This window comes from Nostocoides vanveenii, assembly GCF_039531165.1.
Taxonomy (GTDB): domain Bacteria; phylum Actinomycetota; class Actinomycetes; order Actinomycetales; family Dermatophilaceae; genus Nostocoides_A; species Nostocoides_A vanveenii.
This window is the reverse complement of the sequence record NZ_BAAAPN010000101.1, coordinates 20525-44329: the sequence shown is the minus strand read 5'-3', so window position 1 is coordinate 44329 and position 23805 is coordinate 20525. Positions and strand designations below refer to the sequence as shown.

At 65.4% G+C, this 23805-nt stretch carries 23 protein-coding genes and 1 pseudogene; 12 read left to right on the top strand and 12 right to left on the bottom strand.

Annotated elements, in window-relative coordinates:
• Positions 1-64 precede the first annotated feature (64 nt).
• On the top strand, positions 65-445 hold the full coding sequence (locus ABD209_RS19905) for a DNA methyltransferase (RefSeq protein ID WP_425564710.1): 381 nt from the start codon (positions 65-67) through the stop codon (positions 443-445).
• Here ABD209_RS19905 and ABD209_RS17205 read toward each other — a convergent pair.
• A complete protein-coding gene (locus ABD209_RS17205) occupies positions 435-863 on the bottom strand; it encodes a hypothetical protein (RefSeq protein ID WP_344068566.1) in 429 nt (142 codons plus the stop codon). The two genes, ABD209_RS19905 and ABD209_RS17205, sit on opposite strands and share 11 nt — an antisense overlap.
• 202 nt (positions 864-1065) lie before the next feature.
• Here ABD209_RS17205 and ABD209_RS17200 point away from each other — a divergent pair, with 202 nt between their 5' ends.
• Both ABD209_RS17200 and ABD209_RS17195 read left to right on the top strand, forming a co-directional pair.
• Entirely contained in the window at positions 1066-5520 is a 4455-nt protein-coding gene (locus ABD209_RS17200; protein WP_344068563.1) for a hypothetical protein, read from the top strand.
• A 6-nt stretch (positions 5521-5526) separates the two neighbouring features.
• Positions 5527-6255: a hypothetical protein gene (locus ABD209_RS17195; protein ID WP_344068560.1), complete on the top strand. Its 729-nt coding sequence runs from the start codon at positions 5527-5529 to the stop codon at positions 6253-6255.
• 257 nt (positions 6256-6512) lie between these two features.
• On the opposite strand, the gene ABD209_RS17190 is transcribed toward ABD209_RS17195, so the two are convergent.
• From ABD209_RS17190 to ABD209_RS17175, 4 genes are all read right to left on the bottom strand, one after another.
• Positions 6513-6734 carry a hypothetical protein gene (locus ABD209_RS17190; protein WP_344068557.1) on the bottom strand — a complete coding sequence of 74 codons (222 nt, stop codon included), beginning with the start codon at positions 6732-6734 and terminating at the stop codon, positions 6513-6515.
• A gap of 17 nt (positions 6735-6751) precedes the next feature.
• Positions 6752-7234 (bottom strand): peptide chain release factor-like protein, encoded by a 483-nt coding sequence (locus tag ABD209_RS17185; protein ID WP_425564711.1) that lies wholly within the window; start codon positions 7232-7234, stop codon positions 6752-6754.
• Between the two features lie 10 nt (positions 7235-7244).
• The gene (locus ABD209_RS17180; protein ID WP_344068554.1) at positions 7245-7388 is read right to left on the bottom strand and encodes a PCRF domain-containing protein; all 144 of its coding nucleotides are present in this window, start codon (positions 7386-7388) and stop codon (positions 7245-7247) included.
• A gap of 154 nt (positions 7389-7542) precedes the next feature.
• Positions 7543-7818, bottom strand: a complete 276-nt coding sequence (locus tag ABD209_RS17175; RefSeq protein ID WP_344068551.1) for a hypothetical protein — start codon at positions 7816-7818, stop codon at positions 7543-7545.
• Between the two features lie 57 nt (positions 7819-7875).
• Here ABD209_RS17175 and ABD209_RS17170 point away from each other — a divergent pair, with 57 nt between their 5' ends.
• Positions 7876-8214: a hypothetical protein gene (locus tag ABD209_RS17170; protein ID WP_344068548.1), complete on the top strand. Its 339-nt coding sequence runs from the start codon at positions 7876-7878 to the stop codon at positions 8212-8214.
• 38 nt (positions 8215-8252) lie between these two features.
• Positions 8253-9458, top strand: a pseudogene (locus ABD209_RS17165) (DNA cytosine methyltransferase).
• On the opposite strand, the gene ABD209_RS17160 reads toward ABD209_RS17165, so the two are convergent.
• The gene (locus ABD209_RS17160) at positions 9455-10471 is read right to left on the bottom strand and encodes a serpin family protein (RefSeq protein WP_344068545.1); all 1017 of its coding nucleotides are present in this window, start codon (positions 10469-10471) and stop codon (positions 9455-9457) included. The pseudogene ABD209_RS17165 and the gene ABD209_RS17160 sit on opposite strands and share 4 nt — an antisense overlap.
• Before the next feature lie 75 nt (positions 10472-10546).
• On the opposite strand from ABD209_RS17160, the gene ABD209_RS17155 reads away from it, so the two are divergent.
• The 7 genes from ABD209_RS17155 (at position 10547) to ABD209_RS17125 (ending at position 16255) form a co-directional block, all read left to right on the top strand.
• Positions 10547-11653, top strand: a complete 1107-nt coding sequence (locus ABD209_RS17155; protein ID WP_344068542.1) for a hypothetical protein — start codon at positions 10547-10549, stop codon at positions 11651-11653.
• An 8-nt stretch (positions 11654-11661) separates the two neighbouring features.
• A complete protein-coding gene (locus ABD209_RS17150; protein WP_344068540.1) occupies positions 11662-12102 on the top strand; it encodes a hypothetical protein in 441 nt (146 codons plus the stop codon).
• A complete protein-coding gene (locus ABD209_RS17145) occupies positions 12099-12506 on the top strand; it encodes a hypothetical protein (protein WP_344068537.1) in 408 nt (135 codons plus the stop codon). Before ABD209_RS17150 ends, ABD209_RS17145 begins: the two co-directional genes overlap by 4 nt.
• A gap of 65 nt (positions 12507-12571) precedes the next feature.
• Positions 12572-13714: a beta-galactosidase gene (locus tag ABD209_RS17140; RefSeq protein WP_344068534.1), complete on the top strand. Its 1143-nt coding sequence runs from the start codon at positions 12572-12574 to the stop codon at positions 13712-13714.
• Positions 13715-13810: 96 nt separating this feature from the next.
• Positions 13811-14872 carry a DUF1996 domain-containing protein gene (locus ABD209_RS17135; RefSeq protein ID WP_344068531.1) on the top strand — a complete coding sequence of 354 codons (1062 nt, stop codon included), beginning with the start codon at positions 13811-13813 and terminating at the stop codon, positions 14870-14872.
• On the top strand, positions 14869-15003 hold the full coding sequence (locus tag ABD209_RS17130) for a hypothetical protein (protein ID WP_344068528.1): 135 nt from the start codon (positions 14869-14871) through the stop codon (positions 15001-15003). The genes ABD209_RS17135 and ABD209_RS17130 overlap by 4 nt, the downstream gene beginning before the upstream one ends.
• Positions 15004-15109: 106 nt before the next feature.
• On the top strand, positions 15110-16255 hold the full coding sequence (locus ABD209_RS17125) for a hypothetical protein (protein WP_344068524.1): 1146 nt from the start codon (positions 15110-15112) through the stop codon (positions 16253-16255).
• A 69-nt stretch (positions 16256-16324) separates the two neighbouring features.
• Here ABD209_RS17125 and ABD209_RS17120 read toward each other — a convergent pair whose 3' ends face one another.
• The 6 genes from ABD209_RS17120 to ABD209_RS17095 form a co-directional block, all read right to left on the bottom strand.
• The gene (locus ABD209_RS17120) at positions 16325-18601 is read right to left on the bottom strand and encodes an SdiA-regulated/phytase-like domain-containing protein (protein WP_344068521.1); all 2277 of its coding nucleotides are present in this window, start codon (positions 18599-18601) and stop codon (positions 16325-16327) included.
• Positions 18602-18756: 155 nt separating this feature from the next.
• Positions 18757-19464 (bottom strand): metal-dependent hydrolase, encoded by a 708-nt coding sequence (locus tag ABD209_RS17115; RefSeq protein ID WP_344068518.1) that lies wholly within the window; start codon positions 19462-19464, stop codon positions 18757-18759.
• Positions 19461-20045, bottom strand: a complete 585-nt coding sequence (locus ABD209_RS17110; RefSeq protein WP_344068515.1) for a hypothetical protein — start codon at positions 20043-20045, stop codon at positions 19461-19463. Before ABD209_RS17110 ends, ABD209_RS17115 begins: the two co-directional genes overlap by 4 nt.
• Complete coding sequence (locus tag ABD209_RS17105) at positions 20042-21148, bottom strand: hypothetical protein (RefSeq protein ID WP_344068512.1); 1107 nt, start codon at positions 21146-21148, stop codon at positions 20042-20044. Before ABD209_RS17105 ends, ABD209_RS17110 begins: the two co-directional genes overlap by 4 nt.
• A 570-nt stretch (positions 21149-21718) precedes the next feature.
• Complete coding sequence (locus ABD209_RS17100; protein ID WP_344068509.1) at positions 21719-23053, bottom strand: excisionase family DNA-binding protein; 1335 nt, start codon at positions 23051-23053, stop codon at positions 21719-21721.
• 113 nt (positions 23054-23166) lie between these two features.
• Entirely contained in the window at positions 23167-23697 is a 531-nt protein-coding gene (locus tag ABD209_RS17095; RefSeq protein WP_344068506.1) for a hypothetical protein, read from the bottom strand.
• Positions 23698-23805: the final 108 nt, after the last annotated feature.

The window sequence follows — 23805 nt, the reverse complement described above, 5'->3', positions numbered from 1 at the left end:
GTCGTGTCGGGCAGATCCCATGACCGTCAGCGGGCAGAACTCATGACCGCCGGCGGGCAGCTTCATGGCCGTCTCCGGGCAGTTTCTCGTGTCCGTCGACAAGCGCGCGGGCGACCTACGTCTACTGGGTTCCTCCTTGAGGAATGCCGTCAGTTCACGCGATGTGTCCTCGGCAGCACCACGGTTCGGCTTGATCCCACGATTTTCAGCCAGGGTTCCTCGCGGTCAACACCTCAACCAGAAACCAGTCGAGTTCATGGAACGGATCATCTCCGCCACGACCCGTCCGGGAGACGTTGTGTGGGAGCCGTTCGGGGGCCTCGCGTCGGCATCGGCGGCTGCGCTACGTCTCGGCAGGATGCCGTACGCCGCCGAGATCACCCCGATGTTCGCGGGCATGGCGCAAGACCGGCTTGCGCGGGAGGTGCTGCGGCTTACGGCTTGATGTGCTTCGCAGCTTTCGCGGCGAGGTCAGCGACGGCCTGCTTCTGCTCGTCCGACCAGGCACCTTTCGTGTCAGGTCGATATGCGACGTACCAACCGTTTCCGGCACTAACTGTGCCCTCGTCAACGACATTCGTGGTTCGGAGTGTGACGGGAGCTTGGTTTAGGGTCTTTCCGACTGGGGTCAGCGCGCAAACGACGCCACCTGAAACGTACTGACTCCCAGTCCAGGTGAAGTCGGCCTCGGAGAACTTCGCCCCGAGGTCGTTCGCCTTCCCGAAAAGGTCGATGCACGCCTGTTCCGCGTTCGCGTCCGTGACGGTCGCCATCGAGACATCTTTCCCGGACGTCGACACCTCACCACCGCCGCAGCCGGCGAGGAGGAGACCAGCGGCGGCAGCGAGGAGCACGGTGCGCATGCGGGAAACGGTAGTGCCCCGTACACATCCCTGTCGCGGCGAACGGGACCGTGTCGGCTTGGTGCTGGTCATCGCTGGCAAGTCTTTTCTGGTGTTGTCGTCCCGGCTTTCGGGCTCAAGTTGACCGTCCATGTGTACGGTTCTCGGCGCTCGTGCACCGGTTTCGCCGCAGAATCCGGCTACTTGCCGCATGGGGCATGGTGTGAAGGTCTTGGTGCGGCTCCGTGCTCTCGTCGTGTTCCTGATGGTCGCGTTCGGGATGTTTATGGCGTCCGCCGCGCCGGCCAGCGCTGTCGTCGACCCGGGTGACCCGAGCCCGGACATTCTCGGTATCTGTCAGGGCGACCTGCCGCAGTCGGTGCAGGAGGCCGGCCAGCTGTACCTGCCGGTGAACCGGTGGGGTGGGCTCGGGTCGATGCACACGAAACTGTCGTGGAACCCGGTCGGGGGTGACTGGGGCTCGAAGATTCAGCGCAACGGTGTCATTGAGGGTGCCCTGTCCGCTGGTGACGCCGCCTGGATGGGGTCGGCGGGTGTTGTCGAGAACGCCACCCAGTTCTGTGTCGGCTCCTCGATTGTCCGGTCGGTTGACCATTCGTTCGGTGTGTTCGGCAACGCCATGTTCGAGTCGGGGGTGATCGCCGGGATCATCGTGCTCGCGGTCGGTGTTCTGGTGTGGCGTGCCCGGAAAGTCGGTGCCCAGACCGATCAGTGGATCCGGATGATGGTCACGCTCGGGGTGCTCGCAACCTTGGTGTTCGGAGCGATGAACACGAGCAACTCACCGGCGAAGATCGGCACCGGATCGCCGGCGTGGTGGTCGGTCCGAGCCAACTACACCATCTCCGAACTCGCGTCCGCTCCGGCGTCGACGATCAACGATCTCGCGATCGAGCAAACGGAGGCCGCGCTCGGCTCGACTGGAAGCACCTCGTGCGCGGTCTACCGGAACACCATGCGGGACAAGTACAAGGCGATTCTGGCGGCAGCCGGCGGCGAAAGTCAGGCGGTCGTTCAATCGTCGATCGACGCGATGTGGCAGACGACCGGGATGCGCGCGTTCACGCAAGCGCAGTTCGGTGCCCGTAACCCGTGGGGCGACGAAGCGGCGTGCCACCTGTACGACTACTACAAGGGTGTCCCGGTCGCCGACCAAATCGCGCTTTCCGGTCTCCCGACCGCGGCAACCGATCCGGACGCTGTCGTGTGGACCCCGGACGACAACGATCAAGTGGACCGGGCGATGATCGCCTGGGCCGCATGCGAGTACACGGGAGGGGCGTGGAAGGCCCGGTCCGAGTGGGCCGCGGTCGCGGCCGAGTCGGATAAGGACTCCGACCCGAACGAATCTTGTCGTTCTGCGTTCGAAGACGCGGGAAAAGACGGCGGGGAAGGCATCCTTGACTGGCCCGCCGACGACAAAGACATCCGCGCGAAAACGGTCGGGCACCCGGAAGTTCAGGACTTCCTGCTGAACTTGCACGGCAACGTCAACGGCACTGCGTCCGCGATCGCTGTCCTGTACGCCGCCGCGTCCGGTGTGTCTTTCATCGTGAACCTGGTGCTCGCCGGTGCGGTGTTCATCGCGAAACTGTTCCTGCTGGTGATCGGCCTGTTCGTGATCGCCATGCTGATCCGTGGCTTGTGGCCGGGCGGGGACAACGCGATCGGTAAGGCCGCGAAGCAGTACCTCGGCATGGCGACGTTCGTCTTCGGTGCGACCTTCATCTTGTCGCTGGTCGCGATCATCAACGCGGCACTCGTGGTTGCCGGTGTTCAAGGTCTCGACGTGTCCGCGTGGTCGATGATCTGGACGGGCCTCGCGCCGGTTGCGGCGATCTTCATCGTGCATCAACTGTTCACGAAAGTCTTCAAGGCCCCGTCGCCGTTCAAACCGTCGTCCGCGATGCAGTGGGGTGCGGCAGCGGCTGGTGGCGGGATGATCGCCGGTGCCGGCATCGGTTTGGACCGGATGTTCGGTCGCGGGCAGTCCCGCGCGCGAGCGTACGGACGTTCCGGTGTTCGCCGGGCCACGGATGCGGCGTTGTTCCGTCGGCGAATGGACCGGATCGGGTCACTGGGTGGTGCCGCCGCGACCGGTGCCGCCGGAGCAGCGGGTGCCGCCGCGACCCGGAAGGCGCTCGATCACGACGAGAATGTTGAACCGCTCGACGATGACGGGATGCCGACGACTGGACGTACCGGTGGCAGCAACCGGTTCGACCGCAGTAGTGAACGGGCGGAAACTCCGGACTACCGGCGTCGCGGCATGGGCTCCGACTACTCGACCGACGAGCTGTTCGACGGCGCTGACGAGACTGTCGCCGCCGAGTCGGGGTCTGGCGAAGTTTCCGAGCGGATCGGCGGCTTCGGTGGCAGCGACACCCAGGAGATCCCGTTCGACGACTCGACTGACGCGTTGTTCGGTGACCTGGACGCCGGTGATGCGGCAGCGGCAGGTGCCGGCGCAGCAGCCGCCGGTCGCCGTGGACCGCGTCGACCGGACGTGCAAAAGCGTCTGGCCGACGAAGGGCGTGACAAGAAGGCCGGGAACCGCCGTATCGTCGGTGCCGACCGTGGCTTGTTGGATGCGGCGCGCGCCCAACGGCAGGCAGCATCCCGTACTCCGGGCACTGCGGAGTACCGCCGGGAGCAGCGCAAGCGTGCCCGTGAAGCGGCAGCGTGGGCGGCGCGCGGCAACCGCGCTCTCCCGGAGAGTGCCGGCAAACTGACGGACCTGCGGATGCGTGCCCAGTTCGCGCCCGTCCGGTTCGGCTCGAATGTCACTGCGAAAGCTGGGAACGCGCTCGACAAGTTCCGTGAGACCCCGATCAAGTCGACCGCGAAAATAGGTGCCGCCGCTCTCGCTGTCGCCGCTGTCCCGGTGGCTTTCCCTGCGGCCGTCGCAGGTGCGGGTGTCCTGTACGGCGCAGCCCGGATGCGCGCGAATCATGTACAGGACCGGGGTGCCCGGAGGTCGGGCATGCCGACCCGGTCGCAGCGTGTCAACGACGCGAACATCCGGCTGTTCGACGAGCAGCAGCGTGCCGCCCAGGCACGTTCTCAGGCTGCCCGTCAGTCGGCGCGTCAGGCCGCGACCGTTCCAGTGGTCAACGGCGGGCCGGCGGTTGCCCCGAAGTTCGCGGACACATCTCCGTCCACGTCGAGCCAGAACCCGTATGTCGACGTCCCGTGGGATCACCGCGAGCCGGACTACGTGTGGGATGAGCACGAGGCACGGAACGACGACGAGTGGATGCCTCCGTCGGAGCATGAGTCACCGAATGTCGTGCCGAGCGTTGTGGTGCCGGCTGCCACGGCTGACACCGCCCCGATCCCGGTACAGCCGTCAGCGACGAACCCGACACCGATGCAGCAGGGGCAGCGCCCGCTCCCGTTCCGCCAGCAGCCTCAGCAGGTCGGACCGGCTGCCGCCACGGCCCCGGCGCGGCAGGCTCAGAACCGGCCGTCGGCAACGACACCGCAGCAGGCTCAGGCTCCGCAGACATCAGTGCCGTACCGTCCGTCGGCGACGACACCGCAGCAGCCGGTACCGGTCGGATCCGCACCGGTCTCGGCCCCGTCTCCGCAGGTGCAGAACCGGCCTTCGGCAACGACCCCACAGCAAACTCCAGTGCCTTCATCGGCACCGCAGGTCGTTCAGCCTGCTCCGGCGCAACCTGCGCAGGGTCGTCCGTCAGCGTCGAACCCCACCCCGGCTCCGCAGGTCGTTCAGCCAGCACAGGGTCGGACATCGGCACCCGCTCCGCAAACCCAGGACCGGCCTTCGGCGTCGAACCCCACCCCGGCTCCGGCTGCACAGGTCGTTCAGCCTGCTCCGACGCAGCCAGCGCAGGGTCGGGCATCGGCAACGACACCACAGCAGCCGGTACCGGTCGGTCTAGCACCGACTCAGCAGGCACAGGGTCGTCCGTCGGCGTCGAACCCCACCCAGGCTCCGCAAACACAGGACCAGCCTTCGGCCTCGAACCCGGCCCCGGCTCCGCAGGTCGTTCAGCCTGCACCGGCGCAGCCAGCGCATGGTCGGGCATCGGCCCAAGTGCCAGCCCCGGCTCCGCAGGTCGTTCAGCCTGCACCGGCGCAGCCAGCGCATGGTCGGGCATCGGCCCAAGTGCCAGCCCCGGCTCGACAGGTCGAGCAAGCGGCTCCGGCGCAAAATCGTCCGTCGGCGTCAAACCCCGCCCCGGCTCCGCAAGTCGTGCAGCCTGCTTCGGCGCAGCCTGCGCAGAACCGTCCGTCGGCTCCGCAACAGGCCCCGGCGCAACCGCAACGGGGATCAGCCCAGACACCATCTCCGGCGCAGCCACAGCAGAATCGTCCGTCAGCCCAAGCGCCAGCACCAGCCCCGCAGACCGTGCAACCAGCCGAGGCGCAGCCAGTGCAGCGTCGTGTGTCAGCCCAGGCACCCGCCCCGCAGGCTGTGCCACCCGCTCCACAAGAGAGACGTGCACCCACGCCAACGGTGTCGTCCGAGCGACAGCCTGAGCCGAAGCCTCGGCGTGCGAAAGAACCGGAACTGGTTCCAGATCGCGCCCCGCATGAACTGTCGACGGAGCGTCCGCGCCGTTTGTTCGGCAACCGTCGTGGCGATGCCGCACACATGCCGGAGAACAACGACCAAGGCAGTGAGGAGTAACCAGCGATGGCACCGGCTCAAGGTTTCGTCGCCGCGCAGCAGCAGCCGCGTACCGACGGTGGACAGTTCACGCACAAGCAGCACGCGGAGCCGTTGACGCTTGACCTGTGGGACGACGAAGGTACGTTCGAGTACCCGCCGCCGCCCCGGTCTGCCGACCAGGTGGTCGCGTTCTGGCAGAAGGTGCCTATCCCGGACGCCGCGTTGGCGAACTTCCGTTCCGGTTACGAGCAGATGTACCGCTCGTGGGTGATGGCCGCGTCCCGCGAGTTTCAGGCCGCGAACCCGATCCCGAGCCAGGAAGGGAAGGCGGCGGCGTGGACGCAGGCGCGGGACGCGCACATCGCGGACCGGTTGAAAGGCCGTCCTCGCCGGATGCCGCAGTCCGATGTCCGCCCGATTTTCCGGGCGACCGCTATCTGGTTGCAGTCCCGGCAACTCCCGCCGGAGGAGAAGGAGCGCGCCCGGTCGGCCCGGACGACGTCGCCAGAGAACGGACGCACTGTGTCGATCGGCACGATGGTTGACATCTGGCAGTCGCACCGGCTGGAAGGCGTCATGCACGACCCGACGGCCTCCGATTTGGCGCATCTGCGGAAACTGGATGACGTGTCGGGGCATCTACGGTATGTCGCCGACAACAGCGCGTACCTTCCCCAGGTTGCGCAGTCGACGACGGAAACCGCTCAGGCGACGTTGGTTGCGCATGGGCTGGTCGACGAGTTTGATCTGTAGGTGCCGACCAAGAAGTACACGGCTTACGAGCGCGCGCGTCTCGTCGAGAAGGCCGCGTCCCAGCGCAAGCAGAAGTTGTTCCTGACGCCATCGCAGGTCCGTTACGCCCAAGCGGCTACCGCTCGTTGTCCCGCACCGCTTGATCGCGGCGCGCAGCGCGTGTTCGGGCACGGCGGAACCGCTTGTCCAGGTGCGCTCCCGCGCCGGTTCTTTTCAGCCGGTTCGGGCCGAGGGCCGCTTTCGCGTACTCAGGCTTCTTAGCCATCGAGAATCACCGCGAGGCGGTCGAGCCCGACGTCGACGATCCGTCCGACACCGGGCGCGTGACCGTCGAGCCGGATCCGGTGCCAGACGACCGGGAGGACCATCCCCGGCATGTCCGCCGGCCACTGGCGTACGAACGTGCCCGTGAAAACGCCATCGTCGATGGTGACGGCGACTCGTTCGGTGAGTGGCCCGTAGGCGTGGCTGGCGGTCATGCCCGGGATGTGTACGATCAGCCGATTAATGCTCGCAGGTCACCGGCGAGAGCTCTCCGCATCGAACAGGTGCGTCCGTCACTGGTTTTCACCTGGTCCCGCCAGGCCGTCCATGTGAAAGACCGAGCCTGATCGAAGGCGGCGGCGCGTTGCTGATTCTGCTTCGCCGAGACTCGCGCGGTGTGCCGGTCGTCGAGGGCTCGTTCCATTCGCTGCCAGGCGACAGCCCGGTTCCGATGCTGGGACCGGTCTTCTTCGGCGGTGACGACGATCCCGGTCGGCAGATGCGTTAACCGCACGGCGCTGGAAGTCTTGTTTCGATGCTGCCCGCCAGGACCGGTTGCCCGGTAGGTGTCAACGCGAACGTCAGCCCGGTCAATAGCGGGTGTTACCGGCGAGGCCGCGCCGGCGGTGGTGACGGTGACATTCGAGGAATGCCGGCGTTCGTTCTTCTCGGTGACCGGGACACGCTGAACGCGGTGTACACCGACGAGGCTCAGGACAGCGACGTCAAAGACAGTGGACGTGCAGAACCCGGCCAGCCGTGGTGACCGTGCCGTTGGCGTAGGCCGCGATCGCGTCTGCGAGTTCGCGGGCGAACAGGGCTGCATCGTCCCCGCCGTCTCCGGCGTGGACTTCCAATGTGATGTCCATGCTTGTTCTTAGCCGCTGGTGCCCCGTTCAGCGGCCGAACTGTCTAGTTGACCGCCGAAAACTTGACGCTTCCGATCAACCTGCCAAGAAACTTGGCAGGTCAGCGGCAGAACCAAGTCCTGCTGAATCGTGCTCGAGGTCTCGCGTTCCGCCGTCAGAGCTCCCGTGCGATGTCCAGCCCGGCGAATCGGGCCATGCCGATCGCCTCAGCGATGTCGCACACCCCGTCGATCCCGGACGGTGCCGGTCCGGACACGAGGATTTTGTCGGTGTCGCCACGGCACACCCGGAAGTGCCCGCGCCAAAGACGGAAATACAACGGGACAACCTTCGTCTTCCCGTGCTTTGTCGTCTCGATCGCCGAAAAATCGAAGATCGTCGGGCAGGCACCACAGACGGTCGTGACGTTGGTGATCGTGTAGCTCGCCATAGCGGGCATGTGTACGGTGTCGGCCGTTGAAACGGTGGTCAGCGGCTAAGAACGGTCGTGAACATCACCAAGCAATCGAGAACGTCCCCGCTCGCCTATGTCGCCATCGGCATCGTGTTGGCGTTCGCGGTTGCCGGCGTCGCCGCGATCGCAGCCCGTCAAAACGAGGGGTTCTGCGCCATCGCAGCGGCTATTGGGGTTTCCGCTGTGGCCGAACGCAAAATCACCGGATATCGCGAGGTCGCCGACCGCGTGTTCCCCTACCTTGGCCCGGTCCTTCCGCTCGTCGCCGTCGTTTTCGGTGTAGTGAGGATGCTTGACGGGAAGATCGTTGACGGCCTCGTCACATGCGCTCTCGGAGCCGCCCTGTGGGGAACGAAGCGGCAATCGTCCTAATCGGCCGCTGAAGCAGGGGTCAGCGGCTAAGAACCGTCGTGACGGGTGATCTTGCTGGCGGTGGCCTCCATGTGGTGTCTCTCTTCAGTGGGATCGGCCTACTCGACCTCGCGTTCGAGCAAGCAGGTTTCGAGACGACATTCCTTTGCGAGATTGATCCGATCCCGAGCACCGTGCTCTCCGCTCGATTTCCGGGCGTCCCGCTGCATACCGACGTTCAGGACGTGACCGCCGATGACCTCTATTCCGCAGGAGCCGTCCCGGACCGAACGGTCCTTGCCGGTGGATTCCCCTGCACTGACCTCAGTCAGTCGGGCAGACGTGCCGGCATGGAGCGAGGATCAGGAACACGTTCCTCCCTTTACTGGGAGATCGTTCGCCTGGTTGACCAGTTCGGCCCGCGATGGCTCGTCCTCGAGAACGTCCCTCCGCTCCTGTCATCGCGAGGAGGACGGGACATGGGTACCGTCGTCGGGTCGTTGGTTGACCGGGGGTATGGCCTCGCCTGGTGAGTGCTGGACGCTCAACACCACGGAGTTCCACAGCGCCGCCGTCGAATCGTCCTTGTTGGACATCGTGGAGCCCCCTGGGATGCACCTGCAGCGGTACTTTTTGACACCTCGCGCGGCGGCAGGCATTTTGCGGCGATCGGAGCGTCGAAGCAGGCCGATCCCGGAGAAGCTGCGGGCGGCTTTGCTCCGCGTCTCGCAGCAACAGTGACGACCCGGCAAACACGCCTCAACCAGGATGACACGCTGATCGCGCACGCATTGAAGGCTCATCCGGGTGGCGCGGACTTAAATGACGCGCGCGGCGGAAAGCTAGTCACGCAAACCGTGCCGATCGAGACGGCGTCGACGCTGACATCGAACCCTGGCGGCGGTGGCCGGCGGCGCGAGGATGACGTGAACTTGGTGGCCGCGTTCGCGGAGAATCAACGCGCGGACGTGGTGACCGCCCCGGTGACACAGTCGTTGTCAGCCGGTGGCGGGAAACCAGGGCAGGGGTATCCGGCGGTGCTGGACTCTCAATCGGGCCGAACAGTTGTTCGCCGATTGACGCCGCTCGAATGCGAACGCCTGCAGGGTGCCCCGGATGGGTGGACTGCCGGGCTGGGCCTGTCGGACACTGCCCGATACCGGGGTATCGGCAACGGTGTAGCCGTTCCAGTGTTCCGGTCGGTCGCTGTCAACTTGGCTCGCGTCGACGCGTCGATCCGGTCGCTCGAAGAGGCCGCGTCCTAATCGGTCACTTCGGTTGGCGCCGTAACCCACGCCTCGAAGATCGGGATGCCTCGCCACGCCGTGTTGGCGTCAACAGCGGACGCGACGACAGCGTAGGGCCGGTTGTACCGGGCGGTGACTGCGCGGACGGTGCTGGGCATGGCCGCGCCGCGCATCAGCATCGCGGTGGCGGCCGCCGCCTTGAAGCCGGTCCGTCCGAACTTTGCGTAGGCCGACTGCAGGACTCGAACGTTGCCGCCGAGAGCGTTCGCGAGGTCTGTCATCCCGGGCGCTGCACCGACGTCGAAGGATGACGTGGCTTCCCACGCGGGGAGGATCGCGGTGACCGAGTCCTTTATGCCTGTGACGATTTTGACGTCGAAAGCGTTGTGCGAACCGCTGGGGAGCCGGTCGAGCCGGATGTGCTCGGCACTCCCGTTTACGATGTTCCGCGCGGCCTGCTGAGTGTCTGCGGCGCTGACGTCCGGCGCTGCAAGGACGGACGTGACGTTCACGCCTCGGCTGTCTGCCATCCGAACGGCGCAGGCCAGACCGGCGGTCCGAGTCCGGTAGATGCGGACGTCGTGGGTCGCTGTGGTGGTCATCGCGCTCGACAGGCGAGCCCCGAACTCCCCACCAAGCAGATCGGACCCGACCTTATCGAGGGGGACTGTCCAATCCAACGTGCAGGCGATCGCGGACGCGATGACGGACACCGTGCCAGTGACATCCCCAGGGAACCGGTCGATCATGCCGAGCGTCTTCTCGCGCGTCCATTCGTCGGCGACCGCCTGCGGAGGGATAGGCCCGGTCGCGGCGTAGGCCGGGATGACGTGGGCTGGCAGCAGACCCCAGTACGCGAGTGCTGTGGCGACCGGCTCGGGGGCGCTGGTAAGCAGCTGTCCGGCAAGGTGTCGGACATCTTCACCGTAGATCCCAGAGGCTGCGGGCAGCAGCCACGCACCGAACGGGGACGTGATGGGTTTTGGGCCGACAGTGGCGGCGAACTCGCGGGCGTAAGCAACGGGATGCATCGAGGCTCCTGATGTGAATCGGTAAGGTCGTTCGCCAAACGATGTGTACGGGGCCGAACCGTACACATTCCCGGCATGAAGTTCACTGCCTCCCGTATCGCACTTTCCCGGGCGATTGCCTCGGCCAAGACCGCCACCGGTGCCTCCGGCCTCGACGACGTCATCTTCGATGTCACCGGCGGCGTTGTCACGGTGTCCGCTCGAAAGACGGAATCGTCCACGATCGGCGTCGTCGCCACGGTCGACGGTGATGGACTTGATGACGGTCGCGCCGTTCTGACTTCCCGTGACACGCAGCATCTGGTCAAGACTGATCTCGGGGCCACCGTGACGGTGGTTGGTGAAGGCGAGCGGTTGACGGTGCGCGGCAACTATTCGGCGTCCTTGTGGGTCGCGCGGGAGACTGTCCAAGCCGCAATCGTTCCCGGAGACTCCGAACTGTTCCGGGTGGCCGGCACGGTGTTCGCTGCGGCGTTGGCCCGGGTGCTCCCGTCGGTGAACGGTTCCGTGTTGCCGGTCCTCGGATGTGTCCGGGTCCGGATTGCGTCGGGGGAACTACAGCTGGTCGGTTCCGACCGGTTCACGATGGCGATCACGACCGTTCGCGCGATCTCCAGCCAGGACGGTGACGTCATCCTCCCGGAGCGGGTCGCGAAAGTCCTGTCGAAGGTGAAGACCGGCGAGGTCGTTGCCACCCAGCGCGGCGACGTCACGGTGATCTCCGTCGACGGCCTGATCGTCGATTTCACGACGCCGTTCGAGTATGCACGGATCGACCGGGTGCATGACGCCGCCGTCAAAGTCCAGGACGCCAGCGTCACGGTCGATTCCAGGGCACTGCGAGCGGCCTTCTCGCGGTACGGCCCTCGGGATGTCGTGCATGTCAGGTCCGACGATGTTGTGCTCGCTCTCGGGGCCTCCTCGGAGGCGCTGACGGCGTCGAATGTCCACATCATCGACGGCTACCGCGTGTTTGACCGATGGATGAATGCGGACTTGGTGCGCACAGCACTCGCCGCGCTCCCGGCTGGACCGGTCATGTTCGCGACCACGAGCGGCGGTCAAAGTCCTACCGGTCGCGAGATCGTCAAGCCGGTGATTGTCACGTCGTCGGCGGATCCGTCAACGCTGGTGGTCCTGATGCCAGCCGGACCGGGCCAACATGAAGCCCGGGATGCGTGAACGTACACATGCACGCCATGAAGAATCCCTATCTCGAACCGGTCACGCCAAGTACACGCCTGCAAACCGGCGATCTTGTCTTCTTTCCGTACGGCGCTGACGGGCCGATTGTCTCGACAGTCATGCTGTTGTCGACCGCACTATCGGCGGCGCTCGGGTGTCCGCCGGGTGAACTGGTCGCCGGCGGGAAGAACCTGAAGCTGATGGTCATCGCTCGGGCGCTGGTCGCGAAGGTGTCCGCTGTCGAACTGATTTCCGCTGGCATGGACGTCGTTGCCCTGCGTGACGGCATGATCGCTGCCCACCAGTGCAACTGGCTCCGCACGGCCCGGGACGAGCACTACTTCTACAACGGAGAGTGTTCTCGATGTGTAAATGACGACTGCACGGTTCTGGAGGACGCGACCGCGTTGGCGTGTGCGCTGCTGATCGAGGCGGCGGCACCGTGAAGACGCGGACGTCGATCTTTCAGCGCATCACAGACAGGAACGACCTCGTTCTCGGTGACCGAGTGGTCGTCGTTGACATCCGGGGCGACGACCCGCTGACAGTGCACACGGTGGACCGTCCGTCGCTGGTCCAGTTCCCGGTCGAGAGCTTCGGTGCCCTGGACAATCCTGCTGGCTACGACGTCGCGAACTACCCGTCGAAGATCCTTTACCGGCTCTCCGAAACGATCGACCCGACCGAAGCCCGGAACCTCGCGCTGCTGTTGCTCGCCGGTCAGCGTCTCCTGCCGATCCAGACCGGTAACGCCGTAGCTGCGGCCCTTCGCGCCGGTGGCCGGGAGGCCGAAAGTATCGCTTTCGCCGTGCTGTTCGACCAGGAACGCAAGCTCGGCATGGTGCTGTAAAAGCCCTGCCGCACACATGAAGAGGCATCACCAACTTCTTCGATGTGAAAGCAGGGGTCACCACCATGAAGTTCCGAAAGTTCAGCACCGCCGTCATCACAGCCGCGGTCGCCGCCACAGCACTGGCAGGCGTATCAGCGCCAGCGCAGGCCACACCGGACGCCACGATCCGTGGTGCGGGAGCCTGGGTGTCGGTTTCGGGGAAGACAGCTGACCAGATCGCTACCTTGTCGTCGCCGAACTACGTCGGCTGGATCAGCGCGTATGCCCGGCTGGACAAGGTGAACCCGGCACCGGGCGTCTACAACTGGAGCGGTTTCGACGCCGCAGCGCAGGCGGCGCAGCGGACCGGGAAGCCGTTCGCGATCATGGTGATCCTCGGGACTGTCGGCAACGGCATGCCGAAGCACATGGTCGCCGGTTTGAAGTCCGACGAGATGTTGAGTATCGACGGTCGCGGGCAGTTCCCAGCGTTCTACTCCCGGACGTTCCAGACGCGGCTGACGGCATTCCGGACGGCGCTGGCGAACCGGTATGGCACCAACCCAGATCTCGGAATGGTCCGGGTGACGATGCCGTGGTCGACGCACGGGGAGCCGTGGTTCGAAGGTGGCCCGGCGGGTCGCGCGCAGTGGACGCAGAAGTGGCAGCAGTTCACGAGGGGCGGGACGTACGAGAGCTTGCGTGCGGCGTACAACCAGGCGGAGCTCGCCGCGTTCGACGAGATGGCCCGACTGTTCCCGGCGCGGGTGAACCTGTCGATGGCGACCGGCTGGGCGTTCAACGACCAGTGCACGGGCTCCAACGCGGGCCTGTGGGCGAACCCGTCCTGTCACCCGCAGCGGCTTGCAACGTGGACTGCCGTTCGCGCGAAGTACGGCAACCGGGCGGTCTTCCAGGAGAACGGTGCCGGTGACCCGGAGAACAACGGCAACTTCGACGGTGCCCGAGGTTTCGGTGCGTGGTTGGCGGACAGTTTCGGCCCGAACGGTGTCGTCCCGGGTGTGATCGGTGCGCAGCAGGTCGCCGGAGTGGTGAAGAAGGACGGTCGCATGGACGCGGACCGTTTCGTGCGGATGGTCCAAGTCGAAGGTTCCCGGTCCCGCTTCCTCGAGGTGTACGAGACCGATCTGGCGTACCTGAACGCGGGGGCGACCGACGACGCCCGGGCGATGCGGAACGCCCTGCAGGACGCGACCTGGCGCTGATTCCGGGCCGGCTTTGCGGCCAGTGAACGACTTGCCGCATGAACCGTACACTTGGATGCGCGACCGAACGAGCGACCTCGACGAAAGACAACGACAATGACTTCTGCTCGCACCCGCACGATCGCGCGAACCGCGATCGCCGCCCTTCTCGTCCTCTTTGCCTGCCTGATTGCTCCGCAGGCGGCGCAGGCCCGGATCAACGTGCACTGTGCTGGCGGCGCGAGCAGCAAGCTCGGCCCGGGTGACGCCTGGTCCGCCGGTGTCGCCTCCGTTGACCCGATCGTTTCGCGCGGGTTCCCGATGTCGATGCATGAGCACCAGTTTTTCGGGAACTTGGGGCTGCTCAGCATGGACCGGCCGGACCTGGCGAACTACGCCGACATGATGGGCGACAAGTCGTCCTGCAACATGCAGAAAGACACGGCCGCCTATTGGGCACCGACGCTGCGCTACATTTCCGGACCGAAGGCGGGCCAGCTGGTGCCGGTCATGCGGTACGAGATGTACTACCAAAGCTGGAACGACAAGAAGACGGACCCCGGCAAGCAGACCCAGCCGTTCCCCGCTGACCTGCGGATGGTGGCCGGGAACCCGATGGCTCAGTCCGAGGCCGACATGGACCTGCGGGCCGTCAACTTCTCCTGCGGCAACTTCTCGAGCAAGGCCGCGCGTCTGGGCATGAAGTTCCCGACGCCGACCGCCGCGAACTGCTCGACCGCGACCAACCTCAGAACCGGTGAGCAGCGCTACCTAACCGCGATCGTCCACTTCCCGACGTGCTGGTCGGGCAAGTTGAACGACCACGTTCAGCTGGGGAACACGGCCGATTTCATGGGTGATCCAATGTTCGAGAACAACCAGATGGCTTACACGGTGAACGGGAAGTGCCCGACCGGTTTCCCGGTGAAGGTGGCGAAGGCCCGGTTCACGTGGCAGTGGGATTACCGGGGAGACGGGACCGACATCGCGTTCTCGTCCGGCATGGGTGCCGCCGCCGGCAAGGGATACACCTTCCACGCGGACTTCTGGAACACCTGGGACCAGCCGACGCTGACGAACGCCGTCAACCACTGCATCAACACGTCGAAGGACGACTCGCTGCTGCACATCGGCAACACCCCGAAGAACCCGGGCCTGTGCGGGATCCCGGTTCCGTGACCGTCCGGCGGGTCGTTGTCTCGATGGTCGTCGCTGTGGTCAGTTTCGCGCTTCCGGCAGCGACCGTCATCGGAGCAATCCAGCATCGCCCCAACGAGCAGGCGCACGGGCACTCGATGCATCACGGCTGACTGGCTGCCGCCGCACACACGCGTTGTGGAGCGTTCAATCGGTTGCCGCATAGGGCGAGGTGAAGGGCGTTCAGCCCACCCAACCCCTACCGGAGGTTCCGCTGTCGTGCGTCGTCTCGCCGCTGTCAGTTCTGTTTTCGCCACCACTGCCGTGCTCGCATTCGGCGCTACCGCGCCCGCGTCCGCGTATGACGTCGACCCGACGTTTTTCGGTGGCACCTATCTCGGCCAGGCCGCTGACGCTGAAGCCATGCGTCCGTGGCAAGGGGCTGGGTTCCGCACCTTGTTCGCCGCGCAGGACGGCACGATCTTCTACGGCTACGGCAACTACGACAAGAACTCGGGGTCGAAGTCCGGGCTCGGCACCAACGTCTCCTACTTCGACGCGTCGGACGGCCTGTTCAAGCAGGCCCTGACGTCAATGCCAGGCGAGCAGATCGACACCTTCCGGTCGTTCGGCGGCAAGGTGTTCGTCCCGAACATCGACCCGACGTCGGGGACGGTCGCTATCGCGACGAACGTCAACGGCACCTGGTCCTACCGCAACAACGGCATGGAGCACATTTTCGACGTGATGCAGGGCCTCGATGCGAACGACATCCTGATCTCCGGTTCGGCGAACATCGGTGGCGTCCCGACGGCACTGGTGAAGCGCTCCCGTGACGGTGGTGCAACGTGGATAGAGGTCTACCGCTGGCAGGACGCCCCGGCCGACCGTGACGGCTACGAGCGGGTCTATTGGATGTCGCGGATCGGCGGGAACGTCTACTGGCGCGCCGATGTCTCCACCCGTGGCGCGCAAGCTCCGATGACGGCTTTCGCGTTGAGCACGGGCCGGCTCACCAAGCTCGGTGACACCAAGCTCGGGACGGGCTGGACTGGAAGCAACGGTCGGCAACTGTACGTCGGTGAAGCCATCTACGAGGCCGACCGGGTTGTGTCGGCGAACAACCTCATCTATCTCGTCGAGCAGGGATCCGTGTACTGGTTCGACGGGGCGAAGACCGGTGTGGTGACAAAGACGACCACCGGGTACCCGTACGGAGCGGACCGGATCACGGTTGATCCGGTCACGAACACGGTCTACGTTCTCGACCAGGGCGGCATCTCGGTGGTGACCGGCAAGACGAAGGCACTCATCAAGCCGCTGCAGGCCGACTACAACATGAACACGTCGAACGAGTTCGCCGTCTACAACGGCGTCGCTTACCTCGGCGGGGACGACTCGAAGTTGTACAGCCTGCCGCTCTGACCGAGCGGACAAGCAAAGGCCGCGCCCCCGGGTCAACTTTGGGGCGCGGCCTTTTAGTGTGCATAGTGGTTACGGATACCAGATGACCGGACCGCCGACACCCTGGCTCTGGGAGTACAGGACACCGTCCCGGTTGTAGACCCACCGCCCGTTCGTGGTGACGGTCATCGGTCCGCCGGTGCCGGCCAGAGTGTCCCGGTACAGGCCGGTTTTGGTGGCGTTCATCCGGTTGGGGTCGACCGCGAACAGCATGCCAGGGTAGTTGCCGTAACCGGTGGCGACCGCGAACATGCCACTGTCGAGCGGGACGAGGGTGCCCGAGCCGCCACCATTTGACGGGAGCGGGAGACCGGTGTCGACGAGGGTCATCGCCCCTGTTGGGTCGTCGACCCGGTAGATCGTCTTCCCGTAGCTCGATCCGTTGGTGCCACGGTCGCTGAGCAGGAACAGTTTCCCGTCCCGGTCGAACGCGAGGTCGGTGACGGAGAAGCCGGGGACGCTGATGCAGGTGTCGATCCGCCCGGTGGTCAGGTCGTACCGGAACAGGTGGGCGGTTTCCGCGTTCGTCGGAACGTTCTGGTTCGGGGACCAGGCGTTCGTGCCGGCGAAAACGTACCGGGCTTTCCCGGACGGGTCCGGGGCGGCAGCGACAGCGGACACGCCATCGCCGGGTACCATGCCGGCGCACTTGTCGGCGATCTCGGTGTCACAGATGCTGCCACTTGTCGTGCCGCACGAAGGGATCATCACCGCGGTGCGAGCGTCCAAGATTGACAGGGCACCAGGGGCGACACCGCCGATGCTGTAACTGCCGACCGCGAACTTTCCGTCACCGAGGTGAACGATCTCGGTGGGCCGGACCTGCCGGCTGCCGATGATCGGGGTGGTCGCGGCGACGCAGTCCGCTGGCGACACTTCGTCCTGTATCCGAAGGCTTCCGTCGGGGTAGGTGCCGGTAACGGTTTTGCCGTCCCCGGAGCCGATTCCTTCAACTTGGGCGACCGGGAGACCACCAGTGCAAGAGAATGACCCCCATTTCCCGGTATCGGCGTCGGCGAGCAGCGACCGGTTGAAGTAGCTCAGTGATGCCCGTACCTTCCCGTCGGTCGTGGACTTGACGACGGTGAAAGGCCTGGTTCCGGACCAGAAGACTGGGGTGTCACCGTCGGTCGGTCCGATCAGTTGCTGCGTCCACGGATTGCCGGTGGCTTCCGTGACGGACGCAATCGCCCCGGTCGAGATATCGACGGTGCCGATGCACGCGTTCGATCCGGATGGCGTTGTCAACCAGCATGTGTCGCTGGGGAGCACGACCCGGGTGTCGGTGACGCCGGCAGTGCCGAACGATCCAGACTGACCGATTTTTGCCACCTTGGTGGCAGCGGCAGGGTCATACATGCTCATCGAGCCGTCCCGTCCGACACCGGCGACTGCGTCCGTCCCGCCAAAAGTGGAGGGGACCGGTGTGACACCCCAGATGTACGGCAGGACCGGCTGCTTCGGGTCACCTTCCGGGGTGACAGAGACTTTCCCGTTGGCGGAGCGAAGCCGGAACGAGTAGACGCCCGACCCATACACGGTTTGGGTGTACGAGGCGTAGGAGACGTACAGGTGGTTGCCGCGCACGGTGATCGAGTCGATGTAGTCGCCCGGAGATGTCTGCTGCGTTTTCGGGGTGCCCGCAAACAGGGTCTGCCAGGTGCCGTCGCCCTGCCGGACTTTCACTTCGGCCTGGTCCTGATACATGCTGCCCGTGAACGTGAACCCGCGCCACGTCCCAACGGTCCGGGCAAGGCCGTTCGGGAACGGCGTGCCGAGCAGTTTCGTGATGGTCGGCGTTTTGCTGTAGTTGATGGTGGCTATTTGCCCGCCGGTCGTGCCGGCGTCGGTCGCGTAACCGGTGGAGATGAGCGCGTTCCCGGTGGTTGTGGGCGCGATGTCCCAGATGACGGGGTGCTTCCCCGGAAAGAGTTTTCCGGGCCGTAGAACGTTGCCGTCGATCGCCGCCGACGGGTTCACCTTGATGATTTCGCCGAGCCGGGTGCCGATCAGGACGACTCCACCTGGAGCTTTCGTCTGGGCGAGAGAGATGGTCGTCCGTTCGGCTCCGTCCGTGAACGCGGTCCCGTGGAAGACGTTGACCATCTTTCCGATCCCGGTCGCCGGGTCTTCAGTCCAGCGGGCGATATTGACGACACCGTTGACGGAGCTCGGCATGTCGACGACGGCGGGCGCGGCAAGTCCGCCTCGGGTGGTCGTCGTCAACGCGATGGCACCGCGCTGAGTCATCGGCATGCCGCGGTCGAGGGAGGTTGCGAGCACCGTTTCGGCGGCGGTCGTGTTCACGGTCAAGTCACCGGAAGGCTGCGCGTTCGCGAGGCTTCCCCCGGCGGCAGTCAGCAGAGGGGTCAGAAGGAGTGCTCGCGCGACGCGAGAGGCAGGCATGGGTGGCTCACTTCGTCAGTCGGAATGTCGTCAGCAAGGTCGAATGCGGCAAGCGATTAGTGGCCCGACCAGGCGAAATGCAATGGCGGCAGGAAGATGACGTACAGCGCGTAGCTGACGAGAACGGCGTAGGCGAACGTCAGCAGCCACCCGAGAATGGTGTCGATGTCACCGCCGGTCGTGACGTGCCCGAGCTTGAACTGGTGCCGAATCGGCCAGAGCAACGGGACACCCTGTTTCGTGACCAGGTCGCCGGCCAGGTGTGCCGCCGAACCGATCGCGACCGCCCACGGAAGTGAAGCGAGCGGGTAGTGAATGAATGCTGTGGTCCCGGCGAGTAGCACGCCACCGGCCAGGCAGATGACGGTGTGCAACATCCGGTTCCGGTTGACGGGGACACCGAAGGCGGTCGCAGCGATCGCGAACAGAAACGCGAGCCACAGCCCCGTGTAGACGTGCCCGGCCCGGGTGATGCCGTACGTGATCGCGGTGAACGCAGCGACGCCGATCAGCGAATGTGTGCCGTGCCGATGTCCGCCGGAGATGGCGGAGATGACGCGGGCGATACTGCGAGTGACCGGGCCGAGAGACTGGGCGACGGTCGCGTGCGGGTGGTCGAGATCGGGAAGCATCGCGGCACCAGCACCGGCAACAGATGCAGCGATCACAGACATGCTGGTCGTATCGAGCCCGAACCGGCCCAGCGCCGGAATGGCGAGCATGGTTGCGACGGCACCGGACGCGGCGTGCGTGCGGCCCATCATCGGGTGCCTCCCGGCAGGAGCGGACCCGTTTCGACGTCATGGTCGGTGCGGAGGTGGTCCATGTATGCCGCGTCGATGACGAGTGCCCCGGACGTGACAAACAAGCGAGTGCAGTGCGGGCACCGCCGTCCCCAGACACCCTGGCCGAGATGGACCTGCTGTTCGCCGGCGGAGATGAGCCTCCGGTCATGGATTGGGGTGTCCCGGTACCGGTCGGCAATCTTGGCCGGTGTGCCGGTCGCTGCCTTCTCGATCATGCGTCGCTCGGCCTCGACCTCCCGGTTGAACATTTCGACGAGCGCGTAGTCGCCGTCGCGGTCAGCGACTTTCCCGCGCAGCGTTCGGACGAACCGGTCACCAACTCGGCGCAACGTCTCTTCGCGGAGTGCGTCTACTGCCTGCTTTGTGACGTCCCGCCCTGTGTCATCCCGGACCCGCCCCTGGTCGGCGATCCGCCAGGTTTCAGCGGCGTCGGCGAACCGGACAGGGTTGGCAAGGGGAGGGGGTTCGGCGTGCCGTTGGGTACCGAACTTCCCGTCTCGGCGGCGGGCCGATTCACGGGCCGCGGTGTGATCGGTCATCGAGATACGCCCGCCTTCTTCGCGGCGAGCTCGGCACGACGGGCAGCCTTCCGCGCCCGGTCTTTCGCCCAGAAGCGCGCCTCGTCGTCGGTTTGCACGTTGGCGCTCCCGTAGAAGTTGTCGCCGAAGTAGTCGGTCATCGAGTCGCTGTCGAACTTCTTGTGCCGGTCGATGAGGGACTGGACGCGGTGTCGTAGCTCGGTGATCTCGTCGCGGTTGGTGTTGCGCTGGTTCCAGCCGCGCGCCGCGTCAGCAACCTTGTCCGGGTCGGTCCGGTCGGCATCCGAGAGTCCTTCGATGTCGACGTCGACCGTGGACCCGTGACGGGTCTGGACGCGGTAGGTCAGGTTCGACGGGAGCCAGCCAGTTTCCTTTGCCGCCTTGACGTCGGCGCGGATGTCTTTCGCGATGTCGACGACAGAGCGGTAAGCGCCTTTGACGTACCGGTCACCGTGGGTTGCGCTGTGGGAGTAGCCGTTGACCGGCGTCTGCCCTGACGGCAGTTCGAACGTGACCTTGCCTCGCGTCATTCGCGTGTGACCGTCGTCGGAGGTCGTGACGATGACGTCGGTGCCGTCGGTCGCGTACTCGAGTCCCGGAGACTGGATTTGGTAGTCGACTTTCGGAGCTTGCGCGGGCGCGGGCTCTCCCGTGAGGGCGTTCCGCACGCGCGACTCGTCGGCTTCGTTACGCACCGTCGCCGCGTGTGCCTGCGCCAACTTGGCGTTCGCCAGGTCCGCCGGATCTTCGGTGAGTTTCGCCCGAAGCACCGCGAGAGTGGCGTCGTTCTCGGCCCTGTCCGCGCGGTCGTCAAGGAAGTCGATCGCCCCGGCCTCGGTGATGTCTTGCTCGCCGGCGTCGAACACCGGGACCGGGCGGGGCGGCGGGAGTTCGATCAGGTCGGACTCGAGTACCGGCTTGTGATCCAAGTCGACCGGGGAGCCGTCCCGACCGATGTGGAACCGGTCGTCGCCGTCAGCGACAACTTCACCGCCGCAGTCGTAGCAGCTGTCACCGTCAAGCGGTGCCGGCTCACCGCGCCGTTGATTGGTGAACTGACCACCGGTGCGGACACCGGCTTGGACGCGAGGCTGAATGCTCATGCCTGCTATGTGTGCGGCGCCTCTCCGGTCTCTTGCCACCGGGCAACGATCTCGGCGTGCTCGGCTTCACTGACCCTCCGGTCGTGCAACCACCACTGCCGGTGACCTTGCGAGTGGACTACCGCAGGGCCGTCGAGACGATGACGCCTCCCGTCAACGAACCATTTCGCGACGGCGCCGGGGTTGGCATACGCCGGGCCGTCGAGTCGGTGAAGGATCCCGTGCCGAAACCAACGCGTCTTGCCGGTCGACGTCACCACTGCCGGGCCGTCAACCCGGTGTCGGTGACCGTCGGCGTCTCGGTAGACCGTCTGGTCCGAACGGACCTCGACGCTGACGTAACCGCCAGTCGGGTGCGGCGTGACGCCATCTTCAACCCAGTCGGTGACGTCCATTCCAGTTATGTGTCCGGGACAGGGGGAACTTAATGAGATGAGCCGAGCGGCGGCGGTTCGGGGCGTCGCCGTGCAGCAAACTGCCCACCTCTCGACTGTGACCCGATGACAAGCACGTCAGGGTCATCAGCGATGCGTGCAGCGCTTCGCAAGATGTGCGCCAGCTGTGATCGTTTCATTTGTGCAGTCCGTTCAGCACGTCCTGCCGCTCTCGCTCGGTCAGCACACCTGCAAACGGCGATGTTGACCGTAGGTCACGTGCTCTCTGGCTTCGATCGAGAAGGGCTGAGAGCGTCGCGTCTACACCGGCGTCGATGATGCCTAGCCATTCGCGAAGGTGCCCGGCCGCGCGCGAATGTTCGCGGTGTAGAGGAAGCCCGTGCTCAACGTTTTGGCGAGCCATGTCGAGCACTGCAAGAGGGTTCTGCACGAGCTTCCCAGCAACGACAAGATGGAGCCGGTAGGACAGGTTGTCTGCGTCTGAGAGAACGTGAGGGATCGCGTCCGAGGGGATGCGGCGGTGGCTACCGACCATCACATAGGGGAGACGTTCGGCCCGACACAGGTCAACGACATGTTGGCGTGACACACCCATCACGGTCGCAGCCTGTCCGGTTGAGAGTAGGCGGGTTGTCATGACACAAAGTATCCTCGCCAAACACCAAAAACGAAACCACCCCGAGCGGTCCTGGCCTTGACCGCTCGGGGCAATCGCGTCAGAACACGTCGTCGCCCGCAACAGCCGGCGCAACGACAGCAGCAGCCTTCGGCGTCGACGTTTTGACGGACGCGAGCCCGGGCACGACATCGGCGAGACCGTCGACGACGCTGCGCGGCAGCAGCGCCGACAGCGGCTGAATCGGTCGGAGGCAATCAGCGCTGACATGTTCAACGCGAACGACCGTGGAAACGTCGGCGGGTCTGCCGGAATCACCTGTGCAACAAGAGTTTTCGGGTTGACGGTGATATACCATCCGGTACGCCCGATCAGGACCGCGGCCTCCGCGAGCTTCGCATCATGCTCGGACGGGGTGTACTTCGGCAGCCTCGCCTCGAACCCGCCGTCCGGACGAGACCGCAGCAGGACATCCCACGGCTTCACCTTCAACGCCGCCGCGAGCTTCCCGCGTGCGATCACCTCATCCTCAGTCATGGTCGCCAGCCGGGCCTGCAGCAGGTGCGGGTTGAACTGCACCATGAAGAACCCGGGGTGCTGCGCCTGATAGAGGGCGGCAAGTTTGTCGCCGTCCGACATCTTCGTTCCCGCCGGCAAGGTCACCAGTTTCGCCAGCTGCTTCGCCCCCGCCGCCGATGCCGCTGGCTGGTCGTCGTCGGCGATCTCCGCGACAGCCGCTTCCCGAACAGCAGTGACCTCCATCTTCTCGAGATCGGTCGACATGATCCGCCAACCGGCTCCGTACTCTTTCGCGAGCACCGCCGGCAGTTGTGCGGCATGCCGGTTAGGGTCATAGCCTTTCGGCAGTTTGAAGGTGCGGATGTCGAGCGCCACACCTAGCCTCATGCGGCAAGTACGCGCATCAAGCGGCCGTTACGGCGCTTCCCCGGTGTCGCGCAGGTCTTGAGACATCGGCGGGTCAGGCAGTCGGACCGTCCTCGGTCCACTCAAGCATCGGGTGCCTCACCGGTCTCGCGGAGCAGGGCAACGATCTCTGCGTGCTCCTCCTGACTGACCTTCTGCCCGTACAGGCACCAGGAAACAGCGCCGTCCGGATTGGTCACTGCCGGACCGTCAACACGATGGCGCTTGCCATGAAGATGCCATTCGCGGGATCCGTTGCCCCTCTCGATCGACGGGCCGTCCTCACGGTGACGTACCCCGTTGACATACCACTCGCGGGTGCCGTTGGCCGAGGTGATCGCCGGTCCATCGAGTCGGTGGAGTACCCCGTGGTCGCACCAGGCCTCTTCCAGCCCGTCGACGATCGCCGGTCCGCCGAGCCGGTGCTGTTGTCCCTCCACCCAGTATTCGGTCCTGCCACCGACATGGGTGTAAGCAGGACCATCGAGACGATGACGCACGCCCTTGTCGTTGACGTATTCGGTGTAGTCGCGCGAGGTGTACACGGACAGGTATCCGCCGGTCGGGTGCGGAGTCACGCCGTCCTGAACCCAGTCGAGCGTCACGGTCGTCATGCCACAGATGTGTACGGGGGCGTGGCGAGGGTGCCTAAAGGGTGCCTAAAGGGTGCCACTCAGCGTGTGCCCACCAGCGCTCTCCGCTACCGTTGTGCCTGCTCAGAG

Excerpts from the sequence above, each read along its gene's own strand:
- ABD209_RS17195 (WP_344068560.1), top strand. The coding sequence starts at position 5,527 with ATGGCACCGGCTCAAGGTTTCGTCGCCGCGCAGCAGCAGCCGCGTACC.
- ABD209_RS17205 (WP_344068566.1), bottom strand. The coding sequence starts at position 863 with ATGCGCACCGTGCTCCTCGCTGCCGCCGCTGGTCTCCTCCTCGCCGGC.
- ABD209_RS19905 (WP_425564710.1), top strand. The coding sequence starts at position 65 with ATGGCCGTCTCCGGGCAGTTTCTCGTGTCCGTCGACAAGCGCGCGGGC.
- ABD209_RS17115 (WP_344068518.1), bottom strand. The coding sequence starts at position 19,464 with ATGATGGGCCGCACGCACGCCGCGTCCGGTGCCGTCGCAACCATGCTC.
- ABD209_RS17175 (WP_344068551.1), bottom strand. The coding sequence starts at position 7,818 with ATGGCGAGCTACACGATCACCAACGTCACGACCGTCTGTGGTGCCTGC.
- ABD209_RS17150 (WP_344068540.1), top strand. The coding sequence starts at position 11,662 with ATGCACGCCATGAAGAATCCCTATCTCGAACCGGTCACGCCAAGTACA.
- ABD209_RS17095 (WP_344068506.1), bottom strand. The coding sequence starts at position 23,697 with ATGACGACCGTGACGCTCGACTGGGTTCAGGACGGCGTGACTCCGCAC.
- ABD209_RS17105 (WP_344068512.1), bottom strand. The coding sequence starts at position 21,148 with ATGAGCATTCAGCCTCGCGTCCAAGCCGGTGTCCGCACCGGTGGTCAG.
- ABD209_RS17155 (WP_344068542.1), top strand. The coding sequence starts at position 10,547 with ATGAAGTTCACTGCCTCCCGTATCGCACTTTCCCGGGCGATTGCCTCG.
- ABD209_RS17180 (WP_344068554.1), bottom strand. The coding sequence starts at position 7,388 with ATGGACATCACATTGGAAGTCCACGCCGGAGACGGCGGGGACGATGCA.
- ABD209_RS17160 (WP_344068545.1), bottom strand. The coding sequence starts at position 10,471 with ATGCATCCCGTTGCTTACGCCCGCGAGTTCGCCGCCACTGTCGGCCCA.
- ABD209_RS17140 (WP_344068534.1), top strand. The coding sequence starts at position 12,572 with ATGAAGTTCCGAAAGTTCAGCACCGCCGTCATCACAGCCGCGGTCGCC.
- ABD209_RS17190 (WP_344068557.1), bottom strand. The coding sequence starts at position 6,734 with ATGACCGCCAGCCACGCCTACGGGCCACTCACCGAACGAGTCGCCGTC.
- ABD209_RS17110 (WP_344068515.1), bottom strand. The coding sequence starts at position 20,045 with ATGACCGATCACACCGCGGCCCGTGAATCGGCCCGCCGCCGAGACGGG.
- ABD209_RS17135 (WP_344068531.1), top strand. The coding sequence starts at position 13,811 with ATGACTTCTGCTCGCACCCGCACGATCGCGCGAACCGCGATCGCCGCC.